Raw genomic sequence first — 22610 nt, forward strand, 5'->3', positions numbered from 1 at the left:
AACGACGACGGCACGTTGCTTTTCGCCTCCGGCAGTTTGCCCTGAACAAGCGGTCAACATGTGAGAACAGGCAGATGAAAATTGCGATTGTTCACGACTGGCTTGTGGTTTCCGGCGGCGCCGAGAAGGTGCTTCAGGAGATCGTCGAGTGCTTTCCTCAGGCGGATATCTTCACCGTGGTGGATTTCCTCGAGGACCGCACGTGCCTGAAGGGCCGGCCGGTTCATGCCTCGTTCATCCAGAAGCTGCCGTTCGCGCGCAAGCGCTACAGGGGCTATCTGCCGCTCATGCCGCTTGCGATCGAGCAACTCGACCTGTCCTCGTATGATCTGGTGATTTCCAGTTCCTATGCCGTGGCGAAAGGCGTGCTGACGGGCCCCGACCAGCTGCACATCAGCTACGTGCATTCGCCGATCCGCTATGCGTGGGACCTTCAGCATCAGTACCTCAGGGAGGCGGGGCTCGCGTCGGGAATTAAGTCGGCCCTGGCGCGCGTGCTGCTGCATTACATCCGGTCCTGGGATTCGCGTTCCGCGAACGGAGTCGATTACCTGATCGCGAACTCGCGCTTCGTCGCGCGCCGCATCAGAAAGGTCTATGGGCGCGACGCGACGGTGATCTATCCGCCCGTCGACGTGAGTGGTCTGCCGTTGCATCAGGAAAAAGGCGACTTCTATCTGACGGCATCACGCATGGTGCCGTACAAGCGAATGGACCTGATCGTCAAGGCGTTCTCGGAAACGCCCGAGCGTCGCCTCGTCGTGATCGGCGACGGTCCCGACATGCAGAAGATCAGGGCCGCGGCCGGCCCCAACGTCGAGATACTCGGCTATCAGCCGTTCGAAGTCTTGCGCGATCACCTGCAGCGCGCGCGCGCGTTCGTGTTCGCCGCGGAAGAGGACTTCGGGATCTCGGTGGTCGAGGCGCAGGCGTGCGGCACGCCCGTGATTGCCTTCGGCAAGGGCGGCGCGCTCGAATCCGTGATCGGGCTGCCGAAGGAGCGGCCGACGGGCGTGTTCTTCCGCCAGCAGACCACGGCGTCGCTGCTGGAAGCCGTCGGACGCTTCGAGAAAAACGCGGGCATGTTCGACCCGCGGCATTGCCGTCAAAACGCCGAACGGTTCTCCACCGAGAAATTCAAGGCATCGCTGAGCGCGTTCATCGAGGTGCGTCTCGCGCGCTTTCGCGCCGAGCTGCACGGCTCGGAGCTGTCGGTCGAGACCGGCGGCGACGCGTCGCCCCTGGCGGAATCGCCGAGAACGGCGCGCGCATCGGGAAGCGGCATGTGGCATTGACCCGCCGCGCGAGGTCCGGGCATGTCGACAGTCGACGGCGCGCTCCGGCCGCGCGCATGGCGCCGCCGGATCGATCCTCCTGCCCTCAGCGCGCGAGGCGCGCGGCGCGGATGCGCCACACGTTCGAGGTGCGCACGATCGGCACCAGTTGCGACAGGGCCCGGTGCCGCGCGAGATACACCGTCATGTGCCCGAAGTAGAAGCATACGAACGCCGCGCAGCGCAGGAGGTTCGGTTCGATCACGCGATACCGCTTGACGCCGATGTACAGGCGCGCCGCTTCGCAGCACAGCTGATAACGCGTGAGCCCCGCCGTTTGCGTCCCCGTCAGCACGCCGCCGCCGGGCATCGTGTCCCACGCGCGCAGGCCGGGCTCCAGCTCGATCCGGTAGGCGCGCCGCAGCGCGCGCAGGCAGAGTTCGGCGTCTTCGGTGCCGAAGAAGATGTTCTCGTCAAACGTTTCACTGGCAAACAACTGCAAGGGAAAGACCGAGGCATTGATGTGCACGCATTGCGGCACATCGCCGCGCGCAAAGTAGCAGGCAAACGAAAGCCGCATCGGCCAGACCTGGTGCATATGAGGTCCGCTTTGCGGGCCGCCCGTCAGAATGGTCTTGTCGAGCAGCTCCGCCGGCACGCTGGTGTAGTGCGCGCGCGCCGTCGCGAAGAAGTCGGGTTCGACGAGAATGTCGTCGTCGACGAACGACACATAGTCGCAAGGCGACGCCTGCGCGAGACAATGCCGCACCGCGTTGTTGCGATTGGCGCAGACACCGCGCTTCGGCCCGATCAGATACGCGACGCCCGGATGAGCCGCCGCGGTCGCTTCGTTCAGCGCGCGCACCGAAGGATCGGTCGAATCGTCGGACACGACGATGAGCGCAGGAGGCGGATCGCATTGCGTCAGCTTGTCGAGGCACCCGCTCAGCGTGCCGGTGCGGTTCATCGTCGTCACGCAGACGGCGAACCGCGGCTGTGCCGCAGGAGCGGCGTCCGTCGTCGCGCGGTCCGTGCGGTCGGATTCCGCTGCGGTTGAAGTCATGTTCATCGCGGCGCTCCGGCGTGCGTGCACGCGGTCGTTCCGATACGCTCATCGGCCGGCCGGCGGCACTTGCTGGGATGATTGATTTGCACGGGTCAATCCTGTTGTTCGACTGCACGCGGGCGGCGAGGCGCGGCTTCGCATGCAGCACGCCAGGAGACGCGTCCTCGAATGCATGGCACCCGTGATGATGAAAGGGGCATTTCGCGGGGTCTGTGCGGTAGCGCGCAGTCGACCGTGGAACCAGCGGGCACGCGGCTCGGCAGGATCGGACGCGCGGATGCGACGCCCGCAGGCGCCGCCTCTTTCGTCAGATCCTTTCGCGCCTGCGCGCAGGATCACTGCGCCGCCATTGTTCCGAGTGCAAGGCTTTCGGCGTCGCGAGGGCCTTCGATGAGCTCGGTGAACGCCGCATCGCGGCGCGACGCGCCTTGCAGCAGGGGAAGACCGAGAAATCGGCGTACCACGTTGCGCGTGATCTGATCCACGACGACATGGCTCTGCGCGTTCGGGTCCATCAGAACCCGCGCCCAGTCCGTGGTGCCGCAGTTGAACACCCTGCCCTGACCGGAGCCGCCGCCGGGCGGCCGAAAGAGGCCGAGCGCGCCAGCGCCGCCCACTTCCCAGCCCTCCAGGCGAGGCGTGGATGCGAGCAGCCGGAATCCGTTGGGAACGTGCGGCACGCCGTCCACCTCGTAGCCGGCCAGGCGGTCTTCAGCGCCGAAGGTCTCGCCGTTCGTGAGCCCGGTATCGGTGAACACCCAATGATCCGCCTCACGCACGGTGAAGCCGACCGGCTCGCGTTCGCATTCCACCCAGCGCCGAAAGCGGCCCCACCGTCCCCACTTGCCGCCGCCGTAGCCGTAACTCAGACCGATCAGATCGGTCTCGCTGAAGTCGGGCCAGCTATCGCCGAGGCGGTTCATCTCCTTCATGTCGTCGTGGCGTGCGTGCACGCCGAAGTCCACCGGGCGGTAGCAGGTGTTGCCGCTGAAGACAGCCAGATTTCCGCCGCCGGCGATGAAGCAGGCCACATGGTCCCGCATCTCCTGGCTCCAGTATTCGTGATGCCCGACGCTCAGCATGCAGCTATAGTCCACGGCATCCAGAAAGGTGCCGCGATGCAGATCGAGATCCGTGTAGAAGTCGCATGCCAGGTGACGTGCGCGCAGCCAGCGGATGAACTTCGCGTCCCAGTGCGTGAACTGCTGGCGCGGAGAGCGCGTGTCGTACGGATCGTGCGGCTCGCCGAGCTGCGCGCCGAGGCCGCCGCCGGGACGGCGCAGGCTCACCTTCGATGCCGGCTGTGTCCGGTGAATCGGGTCGCCGTAAAAGCAGCCGCCGCCCGTCGAGTTGTACGCGTGGTAGGTGGCCGTCGGAATGATGTAGGCGAGCCGTGCCGAAGGCGACCGGGGACGCGCGATGACGAGCGCCATGCTGTCGCTGTCCGGCGGCGAGCCGTATAGCGGCTTGTGCGCGCTGCAGCGGCGCCCCAGGTCGGTGAGCGGCGCCCCGTCCTGGCCGACCTCGTACGCAACGGCCACGTACGCGCCGCTTTCGAGCTCCGGCACATTCGGCTTCACGGTGAGCGTGGGCCAGCCCCAGTCTTCGTCGAAGCGGACCGGCGCCTCCGAACCCGCGGACTGGAACACGTACTTCCCGCGCACGAGCGTGGTGGTCACATGTTCGGCGCCCGCAACGACGACGCCGCTCACGCTCGTCAGCGCCTCCTGGTCCTGCTGCTGATAGATCGCGATAGAAAACCTGCGTAGCGGTTGCACGGCCAGTGCGAGGAATTCACCGGCTACGAACGAAGGATCGATGGGATAGATCTGCATGCTCAATGCGCCTCTCGCAACGTCAGTGGTTGGTATCCGGCTCAAGGGGCCGTAGCGTTCGGTCAGGACGCTCGCCGCGTGGACACGGAGAGCGTGGCCGTCAGGCGTTCGCGGACTGGCGTGTGCTCGTGACAAAGGTCGCGATCGGGATGCGTGGATGAGCAGTCAATCCAGCGCATGATCTGGAGTTCGAACAATGTCCTGCATCCGGCATCCCGCGTGCGCAGCGGCCAGCGAAGCTCGTGTACGCAGAGCGGGCACGCGGGGGGCATGCCCTGCTCCACGCAATCGTTTCATTGCGTTGCCAGGCGGGCTCGGTCAAGGCTGCTCGCACAAGCGTGATGCCGGACTAATCTTGCAATGCGGCGAACGTGTCGTACGTTCGAAAGCGCACACTCGGGGTGCATCGGGCGTCATGCACGGCACTGCATCGCGGGTTCGCCCTGATGTGCGTCCGGCATCACAGGACCTCCGGGACGCTTGCGATGATGCGGGCGCAGAGTCCGGAGGAGTGCTCGTCGATGTAGTGTTGAAGCGGCACGCTGCGGCCGTAGGCGAGCGTCGAGACGAAAAGCAGCAGCATGGCGGCCCTGAGCGGGCGGGCGGGCCGGACGCCGGCGCGTGCACATGCACGCAGGAACACGGCGGCCACGAGCGCGCCCGTGAGCCATCCGGCGACGGCTTCCGCAACCGTATGAGAGTGATCGAGCACGCGCGCCGCGCCGGTCGCGGCACCCAGCGCGAGGCCCGCCCCGATCCCGAAGACGCAGGCCGTGCGCCGGCCCCGCAGCAGCAGTGCGGCGGTGACGGTCCAGACGGCGGTTGCGAGCATCGCATGGCCGCTGATCATCCGCAGGTCCATGCCTTCGATCTCGACGCCGAGGCCCGCATGCAGTACCTTCGTGATCCCGACGAATGCCACGCCCGCGGCAAGGCACGCCATCCAGAGCACAGCGAGACGGCGGTTCGACATCGCGAGCCAGATCGCGCAGGCAAACGCAACCGACAGCGTCAGCACGGCATCGCCGAGACTAGTGATTTCGCTCCACATGGATTGCCGTGCTCGGCCGCCGCATGGTTTCGCCGTGGCCTCGCACATCGCGCAGCGCCGCGTGCGCGCCCTGGCGCACGGCATGCCAGCGCCGGAAGATGCCGCGCTCGCCCTTGAGCAGCATGCGCACGACCTGAACGAGCCCCGGCGCATCGCGCGTGCCGACGAGCCGGTACCAGCGCCAGACCTTCAGGCCGCGCTCACCGGGGAAATGATCGAGCAGCACGAGATTCAGATTGTAGGAAGAATTGGCGTGGGCGATCAGCGCGGGCGCCGTGCGCGAGTCCTCGTCGAAGCGTTCCGCCTGGTAATGATCGACCTGAACGAGCGGATCGTAGAGCAGCTTCATGCCGGTTCGCCTGACCGCCAGGCTCAGGCCCATGTCGTTGTGAACCTGCGCGCCAGTGCCCTTGAGCCTGCGGTCCACGCCGATCGCCTTGACCACCTCCGCGCGAAAACTCATGTTCGCGCCCTTGAGGATGTCGACGCATCGCGGCGCTCCGTATCCCAGGTGGTGATTGCCCACCGTGCGCCCGCTCGCCTGCACGATTCCCACCTGCTTGTGCCTGCCCGTCAGCAGCCTGCCGCCGACGTGGAGCCGGTCCAGGCCGCCCACGCCGCCGATGGCCGGATCGGCCTCGAAGTGCGCGACGATGCGCCTGATCCAGTCGGGATGGGGCATCGCATCGTCGTCGGTAATGCAGACGATTTCGCACGCGCAGGCGGCGATGCCCGCGTTCAGCGCGGCGACCTGCCCGCCGTCCGTCACGCTGACGACGCGTATCGGCAGATCGCGAGACGGCGCGGGCAGCAGCTCGAGTGCGTCGTGCGTATCCTGATCATCGGTGCGGCAGACCACGAGGACTTCGGTTGCGGGCATCTCCTGCATCGCGAGGGCCTGCAGGCACTTCAGCAAATCCGTCGGACGCCGGTACGTCGGCACTAACACCGATACTTTCATCGACAGGCCCTCTTGATGACGGCAGACATAAGAAAGCAGCTTGGGCATGCGCGTTTCTCGCGGCGCGTGCCGCTCACGTACCAAGCGTGTCATTACATCCGCAACGTGCCGGGCGGAATGTGCGGCACCGCGCAATACGAGCAAGGTCGCGCCGGGCGACGGCGCCTCGTGCAGCCGCCCCGCATGCGCCCGGGCACGCATCGCAGTGGCCCGCCAGGAGGCTTTCTTCGGGGGAAAGAGACGGCTGCCCGGGCGTGACGACGCGCAGCGTTAAATCGGACGATAGGCACGCGCCCCGCGCCTTCAGCCGCCGGCGGGTCGTTCGGGACTTGGTGCGATGGCACACAGAAGCGCCGCGCATCGGCACGTAACCTTGTGAACCGTTGCCCTGCGAGTCAGGTGGACGCCGCTCGCGGACGCGGCGCGCGGGCAATGTCGCGGCACACGCGGCATTGCCGCTCGAATTCCGCGCCCGAGCTTCGCATGGGCGTCGATGCGCGACGACGAAACCCCAATCTGAGGACTTCATCATGCAAGGCGTTTCGACGACGAATTCGATGGATGGCGGCACGCGTGTCGCGCAGGCTGCTCGCGGGCGCTGCATGCCCTGTTCGCGGCGCCTTTCGAGCGCCGCGTGCCGCGCCTGCGATGAAGTGGTCGAAACATGAAGACACTCGCCACCTCGACGATCCCGCCCGCACTTGCTACCGCCCGCGCCCTGGATCGCGCTGTGGCCCCGCCCGGCACGCCATCGGACGAACGGACCATCGACTCCCTCCAGATCGGCATGAACTGGTTCTCCGAGCATCCGGGCGGCCTTGACCGGATGGTGGACGCGCTCGTGCGCACACTGCCCGCGCAAGGCGTGCGTGTGCGCGGTCTCGTGGCCGGCAGCGCAAACGTTCGAGTGTCGACTGACGGCGTCGTCACGCCTTTCGCGGCAGTCGACGCGCCGCTCGCGCGCCGGATCTGGAACCTGCGCCGCGCGGCTGCCCGGCTGCGCGCGGAGCGCGTGCCCGATGTGATCGCCGCGCACTTCGCCCTCTATGCGGCGCCCGTCCTCGGGACGTTCGCGCAGGTGCCGAAGGTCATCCATTTTCATGGACCGTGGGGCGAAGAAAGCGCCTACGGTACGCGCGCACGGGCGAGCGTGGACATTCAGCGCGCGATCGAACGGTACGTGTACCGGCGCGGAAAGCTGCATATCGTGCTGTCGCAGGCGTTCGCCGACGTTCTGCAGCGCTATGGCGTCGATGCCCGCACCATTCGCATCGTGCCGGGCTGCGTGGACGTGAGCCGCTTCAGCATCGATGTCGACCGGCGCACCGCGCGCACCGCGCTCGGCCTGCCGCAGGACCGGCCCGTGCTTTTCAGCGTGCGGCGGCTCGTCTCGCGCATGGGTCTGGAAGACCTGATCGATGCGATGGAACTCGTGCGAAAGGCCGTGCCCGACGCGCTCCTGACCATCGCCGGGAAGGGTTCTCTCTCCGCGGCGCTGCAGGCGCGAATCGAACAGCGCGGCCTCTCGCAGCATGTGCGGCTCGCGGGCTTCGTGGCGGACGAGGCGCTGCCGCTCTGGTACCGGGCAGCGAATGTATCGGTCGTGCCGACGGTGGCGCTGGAAGGCTTCGGCCTCACCACGATCGAATCGCTCGCGGCCGGCACGCCCGTCGTGGTGACGCCGGTAGGCGGTCTGCCCGAAGCGGTCATGGCGCTCAGCCGCGATCTCGTGCTCGAATCGAGCGGCGTGAGCGCGCTCGGCGCCGGGCTCGCCGACGCGCTGCTCGGCCGGCGCATACTTCCCGGCGAAGACGCCTGCCGCGAGTATGCCCGTTCGAATTTCGACATGCCGGTCATCGCGGCGAAAGTCGCGACCGTGTATCGCGAAGCAATCGATACATCGTGACGCGCGGGGCGCGTGCAGCACGCATGCGATCCGCTCTCCCATTTACGCACGACGCTGTTGACGGCCCCTCCGGTGCTCAATGGAAAGAGTCATTCTGAAGAACATAGCGATCAACTTTACGGGGCTCGTTCTGCCCGTATTCGTGTCGCTCGCCACCGTGCCCGCGTACATCCGCGGCATGGGCGTCGAGCGCTACGGCGTGATCAGCCTCGTATGGGCGCTCATCGGCTACTTCAGCGTGCTCGACATGGGCATCTCGATGGCGACCGAGAACCGTATCGCCCGCGTTCGCCATCTGAAGGACGACAGCGTCCAGCGCGTCTTCTGGAGCGCGCTGATGCTCAACCTGGCAACGGGCATCCTGGGCTCGGGGCTGATCTGGGTGGGCGCTTACGTGTACGTCCAGCACATCGCGACCATCGAGCCCGTGTTCCAGCGCGAAGTGCTCGACGCGCTGCCGTGGATCGCGCTAGCCGTGCCGATCGCGAACGTCTCCTGGGTGCTGTCGGGCGCGATCACCGCGCTCGAGCGGTTCGTGCTGCTCAACGTGAACCAGACGATCGGCACGTTCATGCTGCAACTGCTGCCGCTCGCCGCGATCTACATGGTGTCGCCGTCGCTTGCGGTGGTCGTGCCGGCAGCGGTGATCGCGCGGTTTCTCGCCCTGGTCCTGCTCGGCTGGGGCACGTTCCGCGCGCTTCACATCAGGAGCATCCGGATGCCGGAATGGCGGCTGATCGTCGAGCTGATCGACTACGGCCGCTGGATCGTCCTGCTGAGCGGCGCGAACGTGATTTCTTCGACACTCGACCGCGTCGTGATCGGCGCCATGCTCGGCGCGAGATACGTGGCGTACTACAGCGCGCCGCAAAACCTGGTGTCGCGGCTCGACATGCTCCCAAGCGCGATGCTGCGCACGCTGTTTCCGCGCTTTTCCGCCTCCGAGAGCCACCACGCCGACGACCTGTCGTACCGCTCGCTCGCGCTGCTCAACTGCGTGTTCACGCCCTGCATGATCGTCGCCCTCTTCGCCCTGACGCCGTTCATGCACATCTGGCTCGGCCACGACATCGCCGAGCATGCGGCGCCCGTCGGACGCGTCCTCGTCATGGCGGTGTGGCTCACCGGCCAGTGGAACATCATCAGCGTGCTGATCCAGGCAAAGGCGAAGCCGGCGGGCGTGGCGCTCATCGGCTGGATCGGGCTGCCGGTCTTCGCAGTCGTCCTGTGGCTCGGCATTCGCTGGGGCGGGATCGTCGGCGCGGCGGTGGCGGTGGTCGTCAAGGCGTACTTCGACTACGCCGCATTCCTTTTTCTGTCGAAGCTCGCGGTGCGGCCGATCCTGCGCAACATGCTCGGGCATCTCGCGTTCATGATCGTCGCGACCGCGTGTGCCGACCTGATGGATTCGCTGACGCGCATGGCCGCTGTCTGTGTGGCGCTGCTCGCGGGCAATCTGGCGTGGTCGCTCTTCGAATCGAGCGAACTGCGCGGAGTCGCAGCGCAGATTCGACGCAGATTCCTGTATCGTGCCGAGTAGCCCGCAATCGTCAGACGTTTGGCGAGGCCCTGCTCTGTGCGCAAGGCCATATAGCGGGCTCGGGTTTTCACCAATAATGACGACCGGGCTGCCTCTGCCATAACTGCCGGGTCGGTGTGCCGTACTCCTCCTCCAGCGATGAGCCAACATGAACTCTCATGGATTGAAGCGCAGGTTGCTGCCCGGGCGGTATGTGTCTTCCGCAACGCGCCCGCGAAGCGGCGACGGGCAGCATGCGCACACGCCGACCGTGCTCTTCGTCGACCAGAGCGGTGAGCTTGGCGGCGCCGAGTTCGCGCTGCTGCCGCTCGCGGCGGCATGCGCCGCGCGCAGCGAGGTGGTGCTGCTCGCGGACGGCCCCTTTCGAGGCAGGCTCGAAGCGAGCGGCGTGCGCGTGCAGGTGCTGAACGACGCGCGCGTGTCGAACATCGACCGGGAAGCGCTGCGCCTGAACTGGCTCTATGCGGCGCCCGCGATCATCCGGCAGGTGTGCGCCATCGCACAGCAGGCGCGCCGCTTCGACGTGCTGTTTCTGAACACGCAGAAGGCGCTGGTGCTCGGCGCGCTCGGCAAGCCGCTGCATCGGCGGCAGGTGGTGTGGTACCTCCACGACATCATGTCGCGCGATCACTTCGGACGCGTGCAGCTGATGATCGTCAGATTGCTCGCGCGGCACGTGGCCGACCGGATCATCGTGAATTCGAGCGCGAGCGCTCAGGCGCTGATCGAACTCACGGGCCTGCCCGCCTCGGCGATGCCCGTGGTGCACAACGGCATCGATGCCTCGGTGTTCACCCAACTCGACGCAGGCGACCTTCCCGCGCTGCGCCGCCGGCTCGGCCTGCCGGAAACCGCATGGCTCGCCGGACTGTTCGGGCGCCTTGCGCCATGGAAGGGCCAGCACATCGCAATCGACGCGCTGCCAGAGCTGCCGCACGTGCATCTGGTGCTGGTCGGCGGAGCACTCTTCGGCGAAGACGCCTACGAAGCGCAACTGCGCGAACAGGCGCAACGGCTCGGCGTGGCAGACCGCGTTCACTTCGCGGGCTTTCGCGACGACATGGCGGCATGGATGAAGGCCATGGACGTCATCCTGCATACGTCCACGGAGTCCGAGCCGTTCGGGCGCGTGGTCATCGAGGGCATGGCGGCCGCGCGGCCGGTGATCGCAACGGGCGCGGGCGGCGTAATGGAAATCGTCCGGCATCTCGAGAACGGGTGGCTCGTGCGTCCGCGCGATGTCGCGGGACTGGTCGAAGCGATCGAGACGTTGCGTACCACTCCGGAACTCGGGCAGCGTCTCGCCGCGCAGGCCTGCGCCGACGTACAGCGCCACTTCACGCTGGATCGCTACCTGCAGCAGATGACCGACGTGATCGATCACGCAAGACGATAGCCGGGGGGACCCGGCCTCCCGCCGATAGGACCGTGCAACGTGCGCTATGCAACAGACGCACGCACATAACTGAGGAATTCTGCGATAGCGTGCTTTGGCGCGCAGACGGCCCGAGGCATCAGGTCCTCACCAGGACCATCCGGTTTTCACCTTGCCATGCCGGGCGCAACGACGTTCCGGCCGTATCGCAAGATGCCCACGAAACTCAAAGGCGTTTGAACGTCGAGGACGACGCTTGTGAACATGTTTCGTTTCAGCAACGGCCCTTCTGGCACCCCGACCGGCGACGGACAGCTCTCCGCACGGGATCTCATGAATCTCATGCGCGATCACGTCTGGGAGATAGCGGGAATTACCGCTATCGGGATCGCGCTGGCGGTGGCCTACGTATTTATTGCCACCCCCATCTATTCGGCGGACGTGCTCGTGCGCGTCGACGCACCGGAACCGAATGCACTCGGCATCGCGCTCCAGAACCAGGGGGACGGCCCGTCGATGGCTCCCTCGGCGACCGCCGAGATGCAGGTCATGCAAAGCCGCTCCGTGATCCAGCCGATCGTCGAGCGCTACCGGTTCGATATCTCCGCGACGCCGGTCACGATCCCCGTGCTCGGCGACATCGCCGCCCGGTTCGCCACGCCCGGCGAACTGTCGCAGCCGTGGCTCGGACTCGGCTCGTTCGCGTGGGGCGGCGAGCAGATCCAGGTCGGCTCGCTCGAAGTGCCGCATGCGCTCGAAGGCGAACCATTGCGGCTGATCGCGCTCGGCTCCGGCGCGTATGAATTGCAGGGGCCGTCGGGGGAGCATCTGCTGAGCGGAACGGTCGGCAAGCCCGCGTCGTCGTACGGCGTCTCCATGACGATGACGCAGCTCGTCGCGAGGCCGGGCACGAAGTTCAAGGTGATTCGCTGGAACACGCTCGATGCGATCACGCAGTTCCTCACCACCATGAGGGTGCGGGCGCGGGCGCAGGACACCGGAATCGTCACGATCTCCTACAACAACGAGAATCCCGTGATGGCGGCGCAGATCGCGAACGCGATCGCCGAACAGTACATCGCGTCGGCGGTAGCCGCGCGGCAGCGCGACGACACCAAGACGCTCGCGTTCATCAACGGCGAAGTGCCGCGGCTGCGCGCCGAGTTGAAGCGCTCCGAGGAAGCGCTCAATTCTTTCCGGACATCATCGCAATCGTTTCAACCCACTGCGGAAGCGCAGGCCTACCTGCAGGGCGGCATCGAATTCCAGCGCCAGATCGCGACGCTCCAGCTGCAGCGCACGCAGATGCTGCAGCGCTTTCAGCCCGACAGCCAGTGGGTGCGCAACATCGACTCGCAACTGAGCCAGCTGACCTCGGCGAAAGCCTCGTTCGATGCGCGCTTCGGCGGCATGCCGACCTCCGAGCGCAAGAACGTCGAACTGGCGCGCGACGCGCGCGTCGCCGAGGCGATCTACCTCGGCATGGTCAACAAGGCCGAGCAGTTGTCGGTGCGCCGCGCGAGCACGACGGGCGGCGTCAATATCGTCGACAACGCGCTGCGCCCGCACCGTCCGATCAAGCCGAACCGCCTGCTGGTGCTCTCGGCCGGCACCGGCGTCGGGCTCCTCGCAGGCATGTTCTTCGTCTTCATCCGGCGCCACGTGATGACGGGCGTGACGGATCCGCTCTTCGTCGAGCGCACGACGAGCGTGCCCGTGTTCGGCGAGGTGCTCTTCAGTCCGCAGCAGGCCCAGCTCGATCAGGAGATCGCCGCGGCGACGCGCACGCCTGCGGTCGTGCGCCGCGCCGCATCGCCGTTCGCGGTGTCGGGGCCGGACCCGGCACAGAACACGGCCGGCGTTCCCGCGCTCGCCGCGGGCATGACGCGCGTGCTGGCCGCGCGATTCCCGCAGGACGTGTCCGTCGAAGCGCTGCGCGTCGTGCGCACGACGCTCAATCGCGATCTCGCGCATTCGCCGAACAACATCGTGATGTTCACGGGGCCGACGCCGTCGGCGGGAAAGAGCTTCGTCGCGGCGAATCTCGCGGTGCTACAGGCGGAGATCGGCTCGCGCGTGCTGCTGATCGACGCCGACATGCGGCGCGGCCGTCTCGCGTACTTCTTCGGACAGTTCAACCGGGGCGGGCTGTCGGACATTCTCGCGGGCGACACGGAGCCCGCCGAGGTCACGCGCAACGTGGGCGTCCCCGGCCTGTCGTTCATTTCGTGCGGCTCCTATCCCGACAATCCCGCGGAGCTCATGATGAAGCGTCGCTTCAAGGCGACGCTCCAGCGCCTGAGCGCCGAGTACGACCTCGTGATCGTCGATACGCCGCCGTTCCTCGCGGTGACCGATGCGGCGATCGTCGCGGGTGAAGCCGGCGCCACGGTGCTCGTGCTTCGCTCCGGCATGCAGACCGAGTACGAGATCACGGAGACGGTCAAGAAGCTGGAACGGGCCGAGGCGCGTCTCTTCGGCGCGGTCTTCAACGCGATCCCGCTGCGCCGGAGCAACCGCAACTACGGCTACGCGACGGGCTACAAGACGCTCGAGCTGATCGAAGACGCAAGCTGACGCACGGCGAGCCGAAGCGGCGCATGCCAGCATGTGCCGCATCGCGCTGCGGCTTGCCGCCATCGCCGCCGTCGGGTCGTGAATGCGCGCGGGCCTGCGATGCAAGCCTGCTCGGCATGCAGCGCCCTTGCGCGAAGTCTCGCCAGGTACCGCACCGTCTGCGCCGCATGGCCCGGACATCCTGCGCACCCGGCATCGCCGTCCGAAGCCCGGGCGTGCCTGAAAGCCATCTCATTGACCACCGCCCATACCCGTCAGCCAACGGAGCGCGAGATGCCGAAGAAGCCGTGCGTGGACCCGAATCGTCGCAAGGCGGCATTGACGCTGGCGGCCCTCGCCGGGGCCGCGCTTCCGTGGCCCCGCGCGGGCGCCGCCCCGCCCGTCACCGGCGCCGCCCAGCCTCGCACCGATCGCAGGATGGCCCAGCTGATCGGCTCGAACGGATGGCCGTTCGAGGAAAGCGACATCGGCATCTGGCGCAGCATGGGGCTCACGTGGGGCCGCGATTCCGTCGGCCCCGGGATCTCCGGACCGAACCACACCGTGATGGAGATCGACCGCACGGGCCCCGGCTTCAACGCGGACTTGCCGCCCATCCTGCTGCGCAACAATCGCAACGGGATCAAGTCGCTGCTGCTGCTCGGCTATACGCCCGAATTCAACGCGTTGCTGCCCGGCGACTACATGTCCGCGCCGAAGGACGTCCGCTACTGGGAGCGCTATGTCGAAGCCGTGGTGAAGCGGTATTCCACGCCGCCCTTCAATCTGAAGTACTTCCAGATCTGGAACGAGGCGGCCGGGCCGCTTTCGGGCGGCGACCCGCAGGCCACGTTCTGGCACGGCCCGAACTTCCACCGCGACCCGCGGCGCGCGGCGCCGTACCAGCAGGCGATGCAGGACTACGTCGAGCGCATTCACCTTCCCGCCGCGCGCATCATCCGCAAGTACGGCGCGTATATCGTCTATGGCGGGTGGCCGGATCAGGGCGGGCTCGACAACTACTGCACGTGGCTCGAATACACGAGCCCCGTGCAGCGCACGCGCATGATCGACTGGGTGGATTATCTCGACATCCACTATCTGGGCACCGGCGACATGGAAACGCTTTATCAGCGCTATGTGGCGAAGGGCAAGGCGCGCGGGATCTGGCAGACGGAGATCGGCGACCGGTACATGTCCGACCCGCACTACCTGCCGACGTTCTATTTCGACCTCGCGGTCTGGGCGCTCGGGCGCGCATGGGACGATCCCGACAAGTACGTCGCGATGATCTATCACTGGGACGGCACGGAGCCCTTCCGTCTCACCGTGCGCGGACAGCCGAGGCGGCTCACGGTATCGGGAAATTCGCTCACGGTGCTGTGCCGCACCGCGCCCGGCAGGCTCGCGCCGTTTCCTCACAAGGTGGACCCGGACCGCGCGACGTCCGTACAGGCGCTGTTCTCCGACAGCAGCATCGTGCTGCAGGTGCTGAGCGAGCCGGGGTCCCGCTCGGTCGATGTCACCGGCCTCCCCGCGCCGGCCTCGGGCCGCTTCAGGATCGAATATGTCGACGCGGTGCGCGGCGACAAGCGCCCGAAGGCGTCCGTCACGTCCGGCTGGCAGGGCTCGAAGCTTTCGATACGCTTCGAGTCGCCCCGCGCGACGAACGGCCTGAAGGACGAAACGCCGCGCGACCTGGGATATCTCGTCGTCACGCCGCTCGCGTGAAGGCCGCGCGCGCCCGCGCGATCGCTCATGTCTTGCGAAGGTTCCTGCCCGGCGTCGCGCGCGGCCGCGGCACGGGAGCACTCGCACGCACGGCGGACATGTCGGGCACGCGGGACGCGAGCAGCAGCGAGACCGTGAGGGACAGGATCAGCACGTTCGAGGGCGACGTCAGCCGGTGCTCCGAAAACGACATCACGAGCAGGCATACCGACGATAGCTCGATGGACAGGTAGGCCACGTAGTTGTGGCGGCCTTCCTTCAGCGCGTCGGCGGCGCCGTTCGCGGCCCAGCGGATCAGTTGCCAGATGAAGATCATGAAGAGCGAAAGGCCGACGAGCCCCAGTTCCGCGAGAAAGCTCAGATAGGAATTGTGCGCGTGCGAATCGCTGTGCTTGATGATGACGCCGACCGGCTGCGCCACGAGCCCGAAGTAGCTGATGAGACTCGCGATGTCGTCGTCGAACGAGCCGAAGCCGACGCCGAACAGCGGACTCTGCCGGAAGTACGTGAACGCGCGCGGCCAGAGCCATTCGTAGCGGATATCGAGGTTGGCGACTTTCGCGTCGGCGTTGTGCATGTTGAACGGATAGCCCATGTAGTCCACCGTCGGGCTCAGGTTGTACAGGGCGATGCCGATCGAGCATGCAATGATCCCGGCCATCATGCCGAGCAGGACCCACGGCTTTCTTCCGAACAGGAGATACGGCAGCACGGCCACGACGCCCAGCAGCGACCCGCGGCTGTACGTGGAGAACAGCATCAGCGCGTTGAACGCGAGCAGCACGAGAATCAGCTTGCTGCGCTGGTGCATGTAGCAGGCGACACCCAGGCAGAACAGCATCGCGAGAAAGCCGCCCGCGGCATTGAGCGCGACGAAGTAGCTTCCGAACGAGCCGCCCGAATGCTGAAGCATCGCGAGCGGCCCGACCTCTCCGACGAAGAGCGCATACGACGGCACGTTCACCAGCACCGCGAATATGAAGAAGAATCTGAGGAGCTTGTTCAGGTCCCAGCGATGCGCGTACAGGCACCCTGCCAGCATCGGCGCGTAGGAGATGAAGAAATTGCCGTCGCGGCGATAGAAGTCGAAGGTGAGGAAGGACGCCGGGTCGTACAGCAGGGTGGACAGCACGACATAGGCCGAGAACGCGACGAGCGGCGCGATGAACTCGGGATAGCTCCTGCCGTAGAAGCGCCAGATGCACAGCAGGAGCGGCGCGAAGCCGATCGCGCTTACCGGCACGAAATTCGTCACCGTCAGGAACAACGCGACAAGCGAGATGTATGCCACTGCATTGACCCTGTTAGAGGTGGCCTGGGCGACCCGGTGGCGGGGCCTTCACGCGCAGCGCGCCCGGTTGCCGGGTGCGTGGCGGGCCAGCAATGCGCGCCTGCGGCGCGCTCGGTTCGTGGCGCGTATTGCGCGCCGCTTTCGCCGGACGATGCGGGCTGCCACGGCAGGTCCGGCGCCGGGCATCGCCCGACCCGGCGATGCCACAGGCGTGGGACCGGCGGCTCGCCGGTCGCGATGCCGCACTGCCGGCATGCCTGGGGATAGCTGGGAATACCGCGATGCGCTGCCGGCTCGCCGCTCGACAATACGGCACGAATCCGCGACGCTTCTGTTCGCTACCCAACCTTGCCCGAAAATTCGTCTAACCAGAGCGGCGGCGCCGTCATCGCTTTGTCATGATAGCGCCGTGCCGCGGCGAATAGTCCGTCGCCGCCGCTAACTGCGGCCGCCTTCCCCGTATCATTGACCCCATCACGTTCATGAACGCGACAGGGAGGCAGGCATGCAGTCTCCGGTGGGCTCGGTGGCGGCGCTCAGTTCCGCTGCGTCAACGGTCTTCTCGATCGGCATCGTGTTTCTCGGCTACTGGGGCATCCACGATCAGACGCCCTGGAGCGTGGGCGACGTGGTCGTCGCGGCGCTGGCTCTCGGCGGGCTGCTTTCCCTCGGGCTCGTGCCGTGGCTCGCGACGTCGCCCGCCCGCCAGGCCGACGACGAATCCATGCTGCGCATCGCGCGGCGCGCATTCGCGGGGGGTGTGGGCGCGGTGTGGCTGGCGGTCCTGGCGTCGCTCTTTCTCTGAGCGCGCGGGGCGCCGTGCGGAAGCACGGCGCGGCTCCGGGTCGGCTTTTTTTCGCGCGAACTATCGTGCGCTTCGCTTTCTCTAAGCGGAATCGGCGCACGGCGCCTTTCAGCCGGCCAACGTCCGGCCAGGGAACCACAGTCATGAATCGTCCCGTCTGCAAGACGCCGGACCTGCTGATACCGGAGCCTTTCCGCAGAAGAAGCGAGAGTCCTTCCCCGGCGAAATGTTCGGCTTCGTTCGAGCGGCGCGCGCCATGACCTTCGACGCGCTGCACCGGCGCGGCTTTCTACGCATTGCGGCAGGCACGGCGGCGGCAGGCGCGGCGCTCTCGCTGCCGTTCTCACGCGCGGCCAGCGCGCAGACGCCCGAGGCGAGACCCATGAGCAAGCGACCGATACCGTCGACGGGCGAGCTGCTTCCCGTCGTGGGCTGCGGCACCTGGCGCACCTTCGACGTGGACGGCGACGCCGCCGCGCAGGAGCGTCTCGCCGACGTCCTGCGCGTGCTCTTCGACGCAGGCGGCTCGGTCATCGATTCGTCGCCGATGTACGGCTCGTCGGAAGCCGTCGCGGGCACGCTGCTCACGCGGCTTGCAGCCCACCAGAAGGCGTTCGTCGCAACGAAGGTGTGGACGCGCGGACGCGAAGCCGGCATCGCGCAGATGCAGGAGTCGATGCGTCTTCTGCAACGGCCTCGCATCGACCTCATGCAGATCCACAATCTCGTCGACTGGCGCACACAGCTCGCCACCCTGCGCGACTGGAAGGCCGACGGGCGCATCCGCTATATCGGCATCACGCATTACACGACGAGCGCGTTCAGGGAAGTCGAGGCGGTGATGCGCGCGGAAAAGATCGACTTCGTGCAGATCAACTACGCGGCTGACGACCGGCAGGCCGAAGAGCGCATTCTGCCGCTCGCCGCCGAGCGCGGCATGGCGGTCATCGTGAACCAGCCCTTCGGCGGCGGCGGATTGCTCGGGCGCATGCACGACCGGCCGCTGCCGGCGTGGGCGCAGGAGATCGGCTGCACGACCTGGGCGCAGGTGCTGCTCAAGTTCGTGCTCGCGAATCCCGCCGTGACGTGCGTGATTCCGGGCACGGGACGGCGCGAGCACATGATCGACAACGTGCACGCCGGAGTCGGCGCGTATCCCGACGCCGCGATGCGCAAGCGGATCGTCGATGCGGTCGGCGCCTGAGCGACCTTTCCACGCAAGGAGGCGGACATGAGCGATCCCCATGACCTTCAGCGCTTCGTCGATGCGCAGGAGCCCGTCTTCGATCAGGTTCGCGCCGAGTTGCAGGCGGGGCGAAAGCGCACGCACTGGATGTGGTTCGTCTTCCCGCAGATCGAAGGCCTGGGCAGCAGCGCCATGGCACGCCATTACGCGATCGCCTCGCGCGCCGAAGCCGAGGCCTATCTCGGCCACCCGGTGCTCGGTCCGCGCTTGCGGGAGCTGACGCGCATCGTGAACGACGTGCAGGACCGGTCGGCCGGACAGATTTTCGGCTACCCCGACGACATGAAATTCCATTCGTCGATGACGCTCTTCGCACAATGCGCGGGTGCGTCGGGCAAGGAATTCGACGAGGCGCTCGCGAAGTACTTCGGCGGCCGTGCCGATACCGCAACGCTCGACCGCTTGCAGGAGACGCGCTGACGGCACGTGCGCCGCATGCATGCCCTGTGTTCGCCCCGCCCCGGCGCCAGGCCATGGCCCGCCGCTTCAGGCCGCGCGATCACATCGGTTGGCACGCACCTTCTCCGCGCCGTGGCGCGTCCCTGCATGATCTCCGGCGCCGCCGCGTCACCTTCACGTCGTGCGCGGCGAGTTCGAGCGCGAGACCGCGCATCGCCTGATTCGGCTCTCCCTTGAGCGCAGAGGCTCACGCGGCGAGGCGCTCACGTGCCGAGCGCGCCGAAGAGCGCCAGCGCCTGCGCTTCGAGCGTGCGCGTCAGCTGCGCCGCCGGCACCTCGCGCGCGAGCCGCGCCGCCTGCCCGGACCACAGATTGGAGAAGTCGCCCGAACCCGTCTGCTCCGACTGCGTCCTGAGCGGCAGGAGCGCGCCGCCGGCAAGCGGGAACTCGGGCGCGTCCGCGCTGAGCGGCCCGAGTTCGCGGATAGCCCGGTTGACGATGCCGCGCGCCGGACGACCTGTGAAAACGTTCGTGATCGCGGTGGAATCATCGGATGCTTCACGCAGGGCCTTCGCGTACGTGGCGGAGAGCTTCACTTCCGGGCAGAACAGATACGCCGTGCCGATCTGCACGGCGGATGCGCCGAGCGCGAACGCCGCGACGATCCCGCGCGCATCCGCGATCGCCCCCGCCGCGATCACCGGCACCTTCACGGCGTCGGCGACCTGCGGCACGAGCGCGAACGTGCCGACCTGCGTCGCGACGTCGTGCGTGAGGAAATTGCCGCGATGCCCGCCCGCTTCGAGACCCATCGCGATGATCGCGTCGCAGCCGTGCGCTTCGAGCCAGCGCGCCTCGGCCACCGTCGTCGCCGACGAGACGATCTTCGCGCCCGTCGCCTTCACGCGCTCGAGAAGCGCGCGCTCGGGCAGCCCGAAGTGAAAGCTCACCACTTCGGGCCGCGTCTCTTCGACGAGCGCGCAGTAGTCGTCGTCGAACGGACGCCGGCCGGCGGCGGGCGGCGTGACCTCGGGGTCGAGGCCGAACTCGACGTAGTACGGCGCGAGCCGGTTGCGCCAGCGCATGTTGCGCACCGCGTCGTGCTGCGGCGGCACATGGCAGAAGAAGTTGAGATTGAGCGGGCGCTTCGTCTTCGCGCGGATCACGCCGATCGCCTCGCGCGCCTGCTCGGCGCTCATCAGCGCGCACGGCAGCGAGCCGAGGCCGCCCGCCTCGCTCACCGCGACGGCAAGCTCGGGCGTGCTCGAACCCGCCATGGGAGCCTGGATGATCGGCACGTCGATGCCGAAGAGATCGATGATGCGACGATTCTGCCAAGTGGGCATTGCTTCTCTCCATCCGGAATGGTGGGCGGGCGCGGCTCGCCGCGAGCCCGGGTGAGCCATGTGCCGCGCCGTTGGGACGGCTTCCAGCTTAGCAAGGTTGGCGGTACCCTGCGGCGACTTGATGTGATAATCCGTATCTCCGTTTCCGATAGCGAGCCCCGCGATGGACGCACCTGACCTGCGCATATTCGAATGCGTTGCCCGGCATGGCAGCATGAACCGCGCGGCGGCGGAACTGCACACGGTGCAGTCGAATGTCACCGCGCGCATCCGGCTGCTCGAGGAAGAACTCGGCGTGCCGCTCTTTCACCGCCGCCATCGCGGTGTAGAGCTGACGGCCGCCGGGCGCAAGCTCGTTCCGTTCGCGAGGCAGATGGCGCGGCTTCTCGACGACGCGCGCAAGGCCGTCCGGGACGACGGCATTCCGAGCGGCCCGCTCGTCGTGGGCACGCTCGAAACCACTGCCGCACTCAGGATGCCTGGCGTGCTCGCATCGTTTTCGCTCGCGTATCCGCAGGTCGAACTCGTGCTGCGCACGGGCACGAGTGCCGAGCTCGTCGACGAGGTGCTCAAGTACCGGCTCGACGGCGCGTTCGTCGCGGGTCCCGTCGAGCATGCGGAACTCTCTGCGCGCACGATGTATCGCGAGGAGATGGTGCTCGTGACCGCGCGCGACATCCGCTCGATCGACGGCCTGCGCGCGGCGCGCAGCGTGAAGACGATCGTGTTTCGCCGCGGCTGCTCGTATCGCGGACGGCTCGACACCGTGCTCGCGAAGCACGGTGTAGCGGCGAGCACGCCGCTCGAATTCGGCTCGCTCGATGCGATCATCGGCTGCGTGGCCGCGGGCGTCGGCGTGACGATGCTGCCGAGGGGCGTCGCGATTCAGGCGTCGCGCGAGGGACGCGTCACGCTGCACGAACTGCACGGCGACGACTCGCACGTGGACACCGTGTTCGTGCAACGCCGGGACGTCCACGCCACGAGCGCGATGAACGCGTTTCTCGCGCTCGCGCGGCCTCAGATGCCCGCGCTCGCCATTGCCTGAAGCAGCGCGCGCCGCGTCTTGCGCGCGAGAATGCGGCTCGCATCCGCAGGATTCGCAGCCGCGCACAGGTGCGCGGCAGGCTGCACACACGTGACCTTCACGTTACGCACGTGCGGCGCCCGATGCTTGCAGCCGCGCGTCCGAACGCTCAATATCACCGCCAGGACGGCGAAACACTCAAGGAGACAAGCGATGTTCAATGCCCTGCTGCTCGACAAACAGGACGACCGCACGGTCGCGGCCATTCAGTCGATCGACGAGTCGCGCCTGTCCGAAGGCGACGTGCTCGTGCGCATCGAATACTCGACGGTCAACTACAAGGACGCGCTCGCGATCACCGGCAAGGGTCCGGTCGTGCGCAAGTTTCCGATGGTGCCGGGCATCGACTTCGCGGGCGTCGTCGAGGAAAGCGGCCATGCGGACTACAAGCCGGGCGACCGCGTCGTGCTCAACGGCTGGGGCGCGGGCGAGACGCACTGGGGCGGGCTTGCGCAACTGGCGCGCGTGCCGGGCGGCCATCTGATTCCCCTGCCCGACGGCCTCACCACGCGGCAGGCGATGGCGGTCGGCACCGCGGGCTACACCGCGATGCTGTGCGTGCAGGCGCTCGAGCGCCACGGCGCGCTCGCCACCGATGGCGACGTGCTCGTGACCGGCGCGAACGGCGGCGTCGGCAGCTTCGCGATCGCGATACTCGCGAAGCGCGGGCATCGCGTGGTGGCGTCGACGGGACGCATGTCCGAAGAGGCGCGGCTGCGCGAACTGGGCGCCGCCGACGTGATCGACCGCGCCACGCTCTCCGCGCCGGGCAAGCCGCTGGCGAAGGAGCGCTGGGCGGCGGCCGTCGATTGCGTCGGCAGCCATACGCTTGCCAACGTGTGCGCGAGCCTGCGCTACGGCGGCGCCGTGGCCGCGTGCGGGCTCGCGCAGGGCATGGACCTGCCTGCCAGCGTCGCGCCGTTCATCCTGCGCGGGGTCACGCTGCTCGGCGTGGACAGCGTGTATGCGCCGCGCGAGAAGCGGCTCGCGGCATGGCGCGGCATCGCGAGCGAGGTGCCGGTCGATACGATCGACGCCGTCGCGGAAGACGTCGCGCTCGGCGATGTCGTGGAGATTGCCGGGCGCCTGCTGGGCGGCGAGATCAAGGGGCGCGTGATCGTCGATGTGAACCGCTGAAGCG

18 protein-coding genes are annotated in these 22610 nt (G+C 67.2%); 11 read left to right on the forward strand and 7 right to left on the reverse strand.

Going from position 1 to position 22610, the window contains the following annotated elements:
• The first annotated feature begins 74 nt into the window (after positions 1-74).
• On the forward strand, positions 75-1295 hold the full coding sequence (locus BG61_RS10350) for a glycosyltransferase family 4 protein (RefSeq protein ID WP_075584143.1): 1221 nt from the start codon (positions 75-77) through the stop codon (positions 1293-1295).
• A gap of 85 nt (positions 1296-1380) precedes the next feature.
• Here BG61_RS10350 and BG61_RS10355 read toward each other — a convergent pair whose 3' ends face one another.
• The 4 genes from BG61_RS10355 to BG61_RS10370 form a co-directional block, all read right to left on the reverse strand.
• The gene (locus BG61_RS10355) at positions 1381-2343 is read right to left on the reverse strand and encodes a glycosyltransferase family 2 protein (RefSeq protein WP_051672411.1); all 963 of its coding nucleotides are present in this window, start codon (positions 2341-2343) and stop codon (positions 1381-1383) included.
• A 332-nt stretch (positions 2344-2675) separates the two neighbouring features.
• Positions 2676-4175, reverse strand: a complete 1500-nt coding sequence (locus tag BG61_RS10360) for a N,N-dimethylformamidase beta subunit family domain-containing protein (RefSeq protein ID WP_051672412.1) — start codon at positions 4173-4175, stop codon at positions 2676-2678.
• Between the two features lie 460 nt (positions 4176-4635).
• A complete protein-coding gene (locus BG61_RS10365; protein WP_035929751.1) occupies positions 4636-5226 on the reverse strand; it encodes a phosphatase PAP2 family protein in 591 nt (196 codons plus the stop codon).
• On the reverse strand, positions 5207-6235 hold the full coding sequence (locus BG61_RS10370) for a glycosyltransferase family 2 protein (RefSeq protein ID WP_063740968.1): 1029 nt from the start codon (positions 6233-6235) through the stop codon (positions 5207-5209). Before BG61_RS10370 ends, BG61_RS10365 begins: the two co-directional genes overlap by 20 nt.
• Before the next feature lie 739 nt (positions 6236-6974).
• On the opposite strand from BG61_RS10370, the gene BG61_RS10375 reads away from it, so the two are divergent.
• The 5 genes from BG61_RS10375 (at position 6975) to BG61_RS10395 (ending at position 15295) form a co-directional block, all read left to right on the forward strand.
• Positions 6975-8093: a glycosyltransferase family 4 protein gene (locus BG61_RS10375; RefSeq protein WP_051672415.1), complete on the forward strand. Its 1119-nt coding sequence runs from the start codon at positions 6975-6977 to the stop codon at positions 8091-8093.
• A gap of 79 nt (positions 8094-8172) precedes the next feature.
• Positions 8173-9633 (forward strand): oligosaccharide flippase family protein, encoded by a 1461-nt coding sequence (locus tag BG61_RS10380; RefSeq protein WP_035929745.1) that lies wholly within the window; start codon positions 8173-8175, stop codon positions 9631-9633.
• Positions 9634-9781: 148 nt separating this feature from the next.
• The gene (locus BG61_RS10385; protein ID WP_081868028.1) at positions 9782-11029 is read left to right on the forward strand and encodes a glycosyltransferase family 4 protein; all 1248 of its coding nucleotides are present in this window, start codon (positions 9782-9784) and stop codon (positions 11027-11029) included.
• Between the two features lie 312 nt (positions 11030-11341).
• Complete coding sequence (locus BG61_RS10390) at positions 11342-13585, forward strand: polysaccharide biosynthesis tyrosine autokinase (RefSeq protein WP_035929742.1); 2244 nt, start codon at positions 11342-11344, stop codon at positions 13583-13585.
• A 273-nt stretch (positions 13586-13858) separates the two neighbouring features.
• Positions 13859-15295 carry a hypothetical protein gene (locus BG61_RS10395; protein ID WP_035929739.1) on the forward strand — a complete coding sequence of 479 codons (1437 nt, stop codon included), beginning with the start codon at positions 13859-13861 and terminating at the stop codon, positions 15293-15295.
• 25 nt (positions 15296-15320) lie between these two features.
• On the opposite strand, the gene BG61_RS10400 is transcribed toward BG61_RS10395, so the two are convergent.
• Positions 15321-16586 (reverse strand): O-antigen ligase family protein, encoded by a 1266-nt coding sequence (locus BG61_RS10400; RefSeq protein WP_063740969.1) that lies wholly within the window; start codon positions 16584-16586, stop codon positions 15321-15323.
• A gap of 505 nt (positions 16587-17091) precedes the next feature.
• Between BG61_RS10400 and BG61_RS10405 the strand changes: the two genes are divergently transcribed.
• From BG61_RS10405 to BG61_RS10415, 3 genes are all read left to right on the forward strand, one after another.
• The gene (locus BG61_RS10405) at positions 17092-17391 is read left to right on the forward strand and encodes a hypothetical protein (protein ID WP_035929736.1); all 300 of its coding nucleotides are present in this window, start codon (positions 17092-17094) and stop codon (positions 17389-17391) included.
• Between the two features lie 256 nt (positions 17392-17647).
• On the forward strand, positions 17648-18595 hold the full coding sequence (locus tag BG61_RS10410) for an aldo/keto reductase (protein ID WP_035930043.1): 948 nt from the start codon (positions 17648-17650) through the stop codon (positions 18593-18595).
• A gap of 27 nt (positions 18596-18622) precedes the next feature.
• Complete coding sequence (locus tag BG61_RS10415) at positions 18623-19057, forward strand: DUF1810 domain-containing protein (RefSeq protein WP_035929734.1); 435 nt, start codon at positions 18623-18625, stop codon at positions 19055-19057.
• A gap of 242 nt (positions 19058-19299) precedes the next feature.
• Here BG61_RS10415 and BG61_RS10420 read toward each other — a convergent pair whose 3' ends face one another.
• Positions 19300-20382: an NAD(P)H-dependent flavin oxidoreductase gene (locus BG61_RS10420; RefSeq protein WP_035929731.1), complete on the reverse strand. Its 1083-nt coding sequence runs from the start codon at positions 20380-20382 to the stop codon at positions 19300-19302.
• A gap of 163 nt (positions 20383-20545) precedes the next feature.
• On the opposite strand from BG61_RS10420, the gene BG61_RS10425 reads away from it, so the two are divergent.
• Positions 20546-21430 (forward strand): LysR family transcriptional regulator, encoded by an 885-nt coding sequence (locus BG61_RS10425; RefSeq protein ID WP_035929729.1) that lies wholly within the window; start codon positions 20546-20548, stop codon positions 21428-21430.
• On the opposite strand, the gene BG61_RS10430 is transcribed toward BG61_RS10425, so the two are convergent.
• The gene (locus BG61_RS10430) at positions 21403-21582 is read right to left on the reverse strand and encodes a hypothetical protein (protein WP_035929726.1); all 180 of its coding nucleotides are present in this window, start codon (positions 21580-21582) and stop codon (positions 21403-21405) included. The genes BG61_RS10425 and BG61_RS10430 overlap by 28 nt on opposite strands.
• Before the next feature lie 40 nt (positions 21583-21622).
• Here BG61_RS10430 and acuI point away from each other — a divergent pair, with 40 nt between their 5' ends.
• Entirely contained in the window at positions 21623-22606 is a 984-nt protein-coding gene (gene acuI, locus BG61_RS10435; protein WP_035929724.1) for an acrylyl-CoA reductase (NADPH), read from the forward strand.
• The last annotated feature ends 4 nt before the right edge of the window (positions 22607-22610 follow it).

The sequence above is a fragment of the Caballeronia glathei genome (assembly GCF_000698595.1).
Taxonomy (GTDB): domain Bacteria; phylum Pseudomonadota; class Gammaproteobacteria; order Burkholderiales; family Burkholderiaceae; genus Caballeronia; species Caballeronia glathei.

What these genes read in the sequence shown, in the direction of transcription:
- BG61_RS10390 (WP_035929742.1), top strand. Translation starts at nt 11,342, where the DNA reads ATGAATCTCATGCGCGATCACGTCTGGGAGATAGCGGGAATTACCGCT.
- BG61_RS10415 (WP_035929734.1), top strand. Translation starts at nt 18,623, where the DNA reads ATGAGCGATCCCCATGACCTTCAGCGCTTCGTCGATGCGCAGGAGCCC.
- BG61_RS10355 (WP_051672411.1), bottom strand. Translation starts at nt 2,343, where the DNA reads ATGAACATGACTTCAACCGCAGCGGAATCCGACCGCACGGACCGCGCG.
- BG61_RS10365 (WP_035929751.1), bottom strand. Translation starts at nt 5,226, where the DNA reads ATGTGGAGCGAAATCACTAGTCTCGGCGATGCCGTGCTGACGCTGTCG.
- BG61_RS10420 (WP_035929731.1), bottom strand. Translation starts at nt 20,382, where the DNA reads ATGCCCACTTGGCAGAATCGTCGCATCATCGATCTCTTCGGCATCGAC.
- acuI (WP_035929724.1), top strand. Translation starts at nt 21,623, where the DNA reads ATGTTCAATGCCCTGCTGCTCGACAAACAGGACGACCGCACGGTCGCG.
- BG61_RS10350 (WP_075584143.1), top strand. Translation starts at nt 75, where the DNA reads ATGAAAATTGCGATTGTTCACGACTGGCTTGTGGTTTCCGGCGGCGCC.
- BG61_RS10405 (WP_035929736.1), top strand. Translation starts at nt 17,092, where the DNA reads ATGCAGTCTCCGGTGGGCTCGGTGGCGGCGCTCAGTTCCGCTGCGTCA.
- BG61_RS10375 (WP_051672415.1), top strand. Translation starts at nt 6,975, where the DNA reads ATGAACTGGTTCTCCGAGCATCCGGGCGGCCTTGACCGGATGGTGGAC.
- BG61_RS10380 (WP_035929745.1), top strand. Translation starts at nt 8,173, where the DNA reads ATGGAAAGAGTCATTCTGAAGAACATAGCGATCAACTTTACGGGGCTC.
- BG61_RS10360 (WP_051672412.1), bottom strand. Translation starts at nt 4,175, where the DNA reads ATGCAGATCTATCCCATCGATCCTTCGTTCGTAGCCGGTGAATTCCTC.
- BG61_RS10425 (WP_035929729.1), top strand. Translation starts at nt 20,546, where the DNA reads ATGGACGCACCTGACCTGCGCATATTCGAATGCGTTGCCCGGCATGGC.
- BG61_RS10410 (WP_035930043.1), top strand. Translation starts at nt 17,648, where the DNA reads ATGACCTTCGACGCGCTGCACCGGCGCGGCTTTCTACGCATTGCGGCA.
- BG61_RS10385 (WP_081868028.1), top strand. Translation starts at nt 9,782, where the DNA reads ATGAACTCTCATGGATTGAAGCGCAGGTTGCTGCCCGGGCGGTATGTG.
- BG61_RS10395 (WP_035929739.1), top strand. Translation starts at nt 13,859, where the DNA reads ATGCCGAAGAAGCCGTGCGTGGACCCGAATCGTCGCAAGGCGGCATTG.
- BG61_RS10370 (WP_063740968.1), bottom strand. Translation starts at nt 6,235, where the DNA reads ATGCCCAAGCTGCTTTCTTATGTCTGCCGTCATCAAGAGGGCCTGTCG.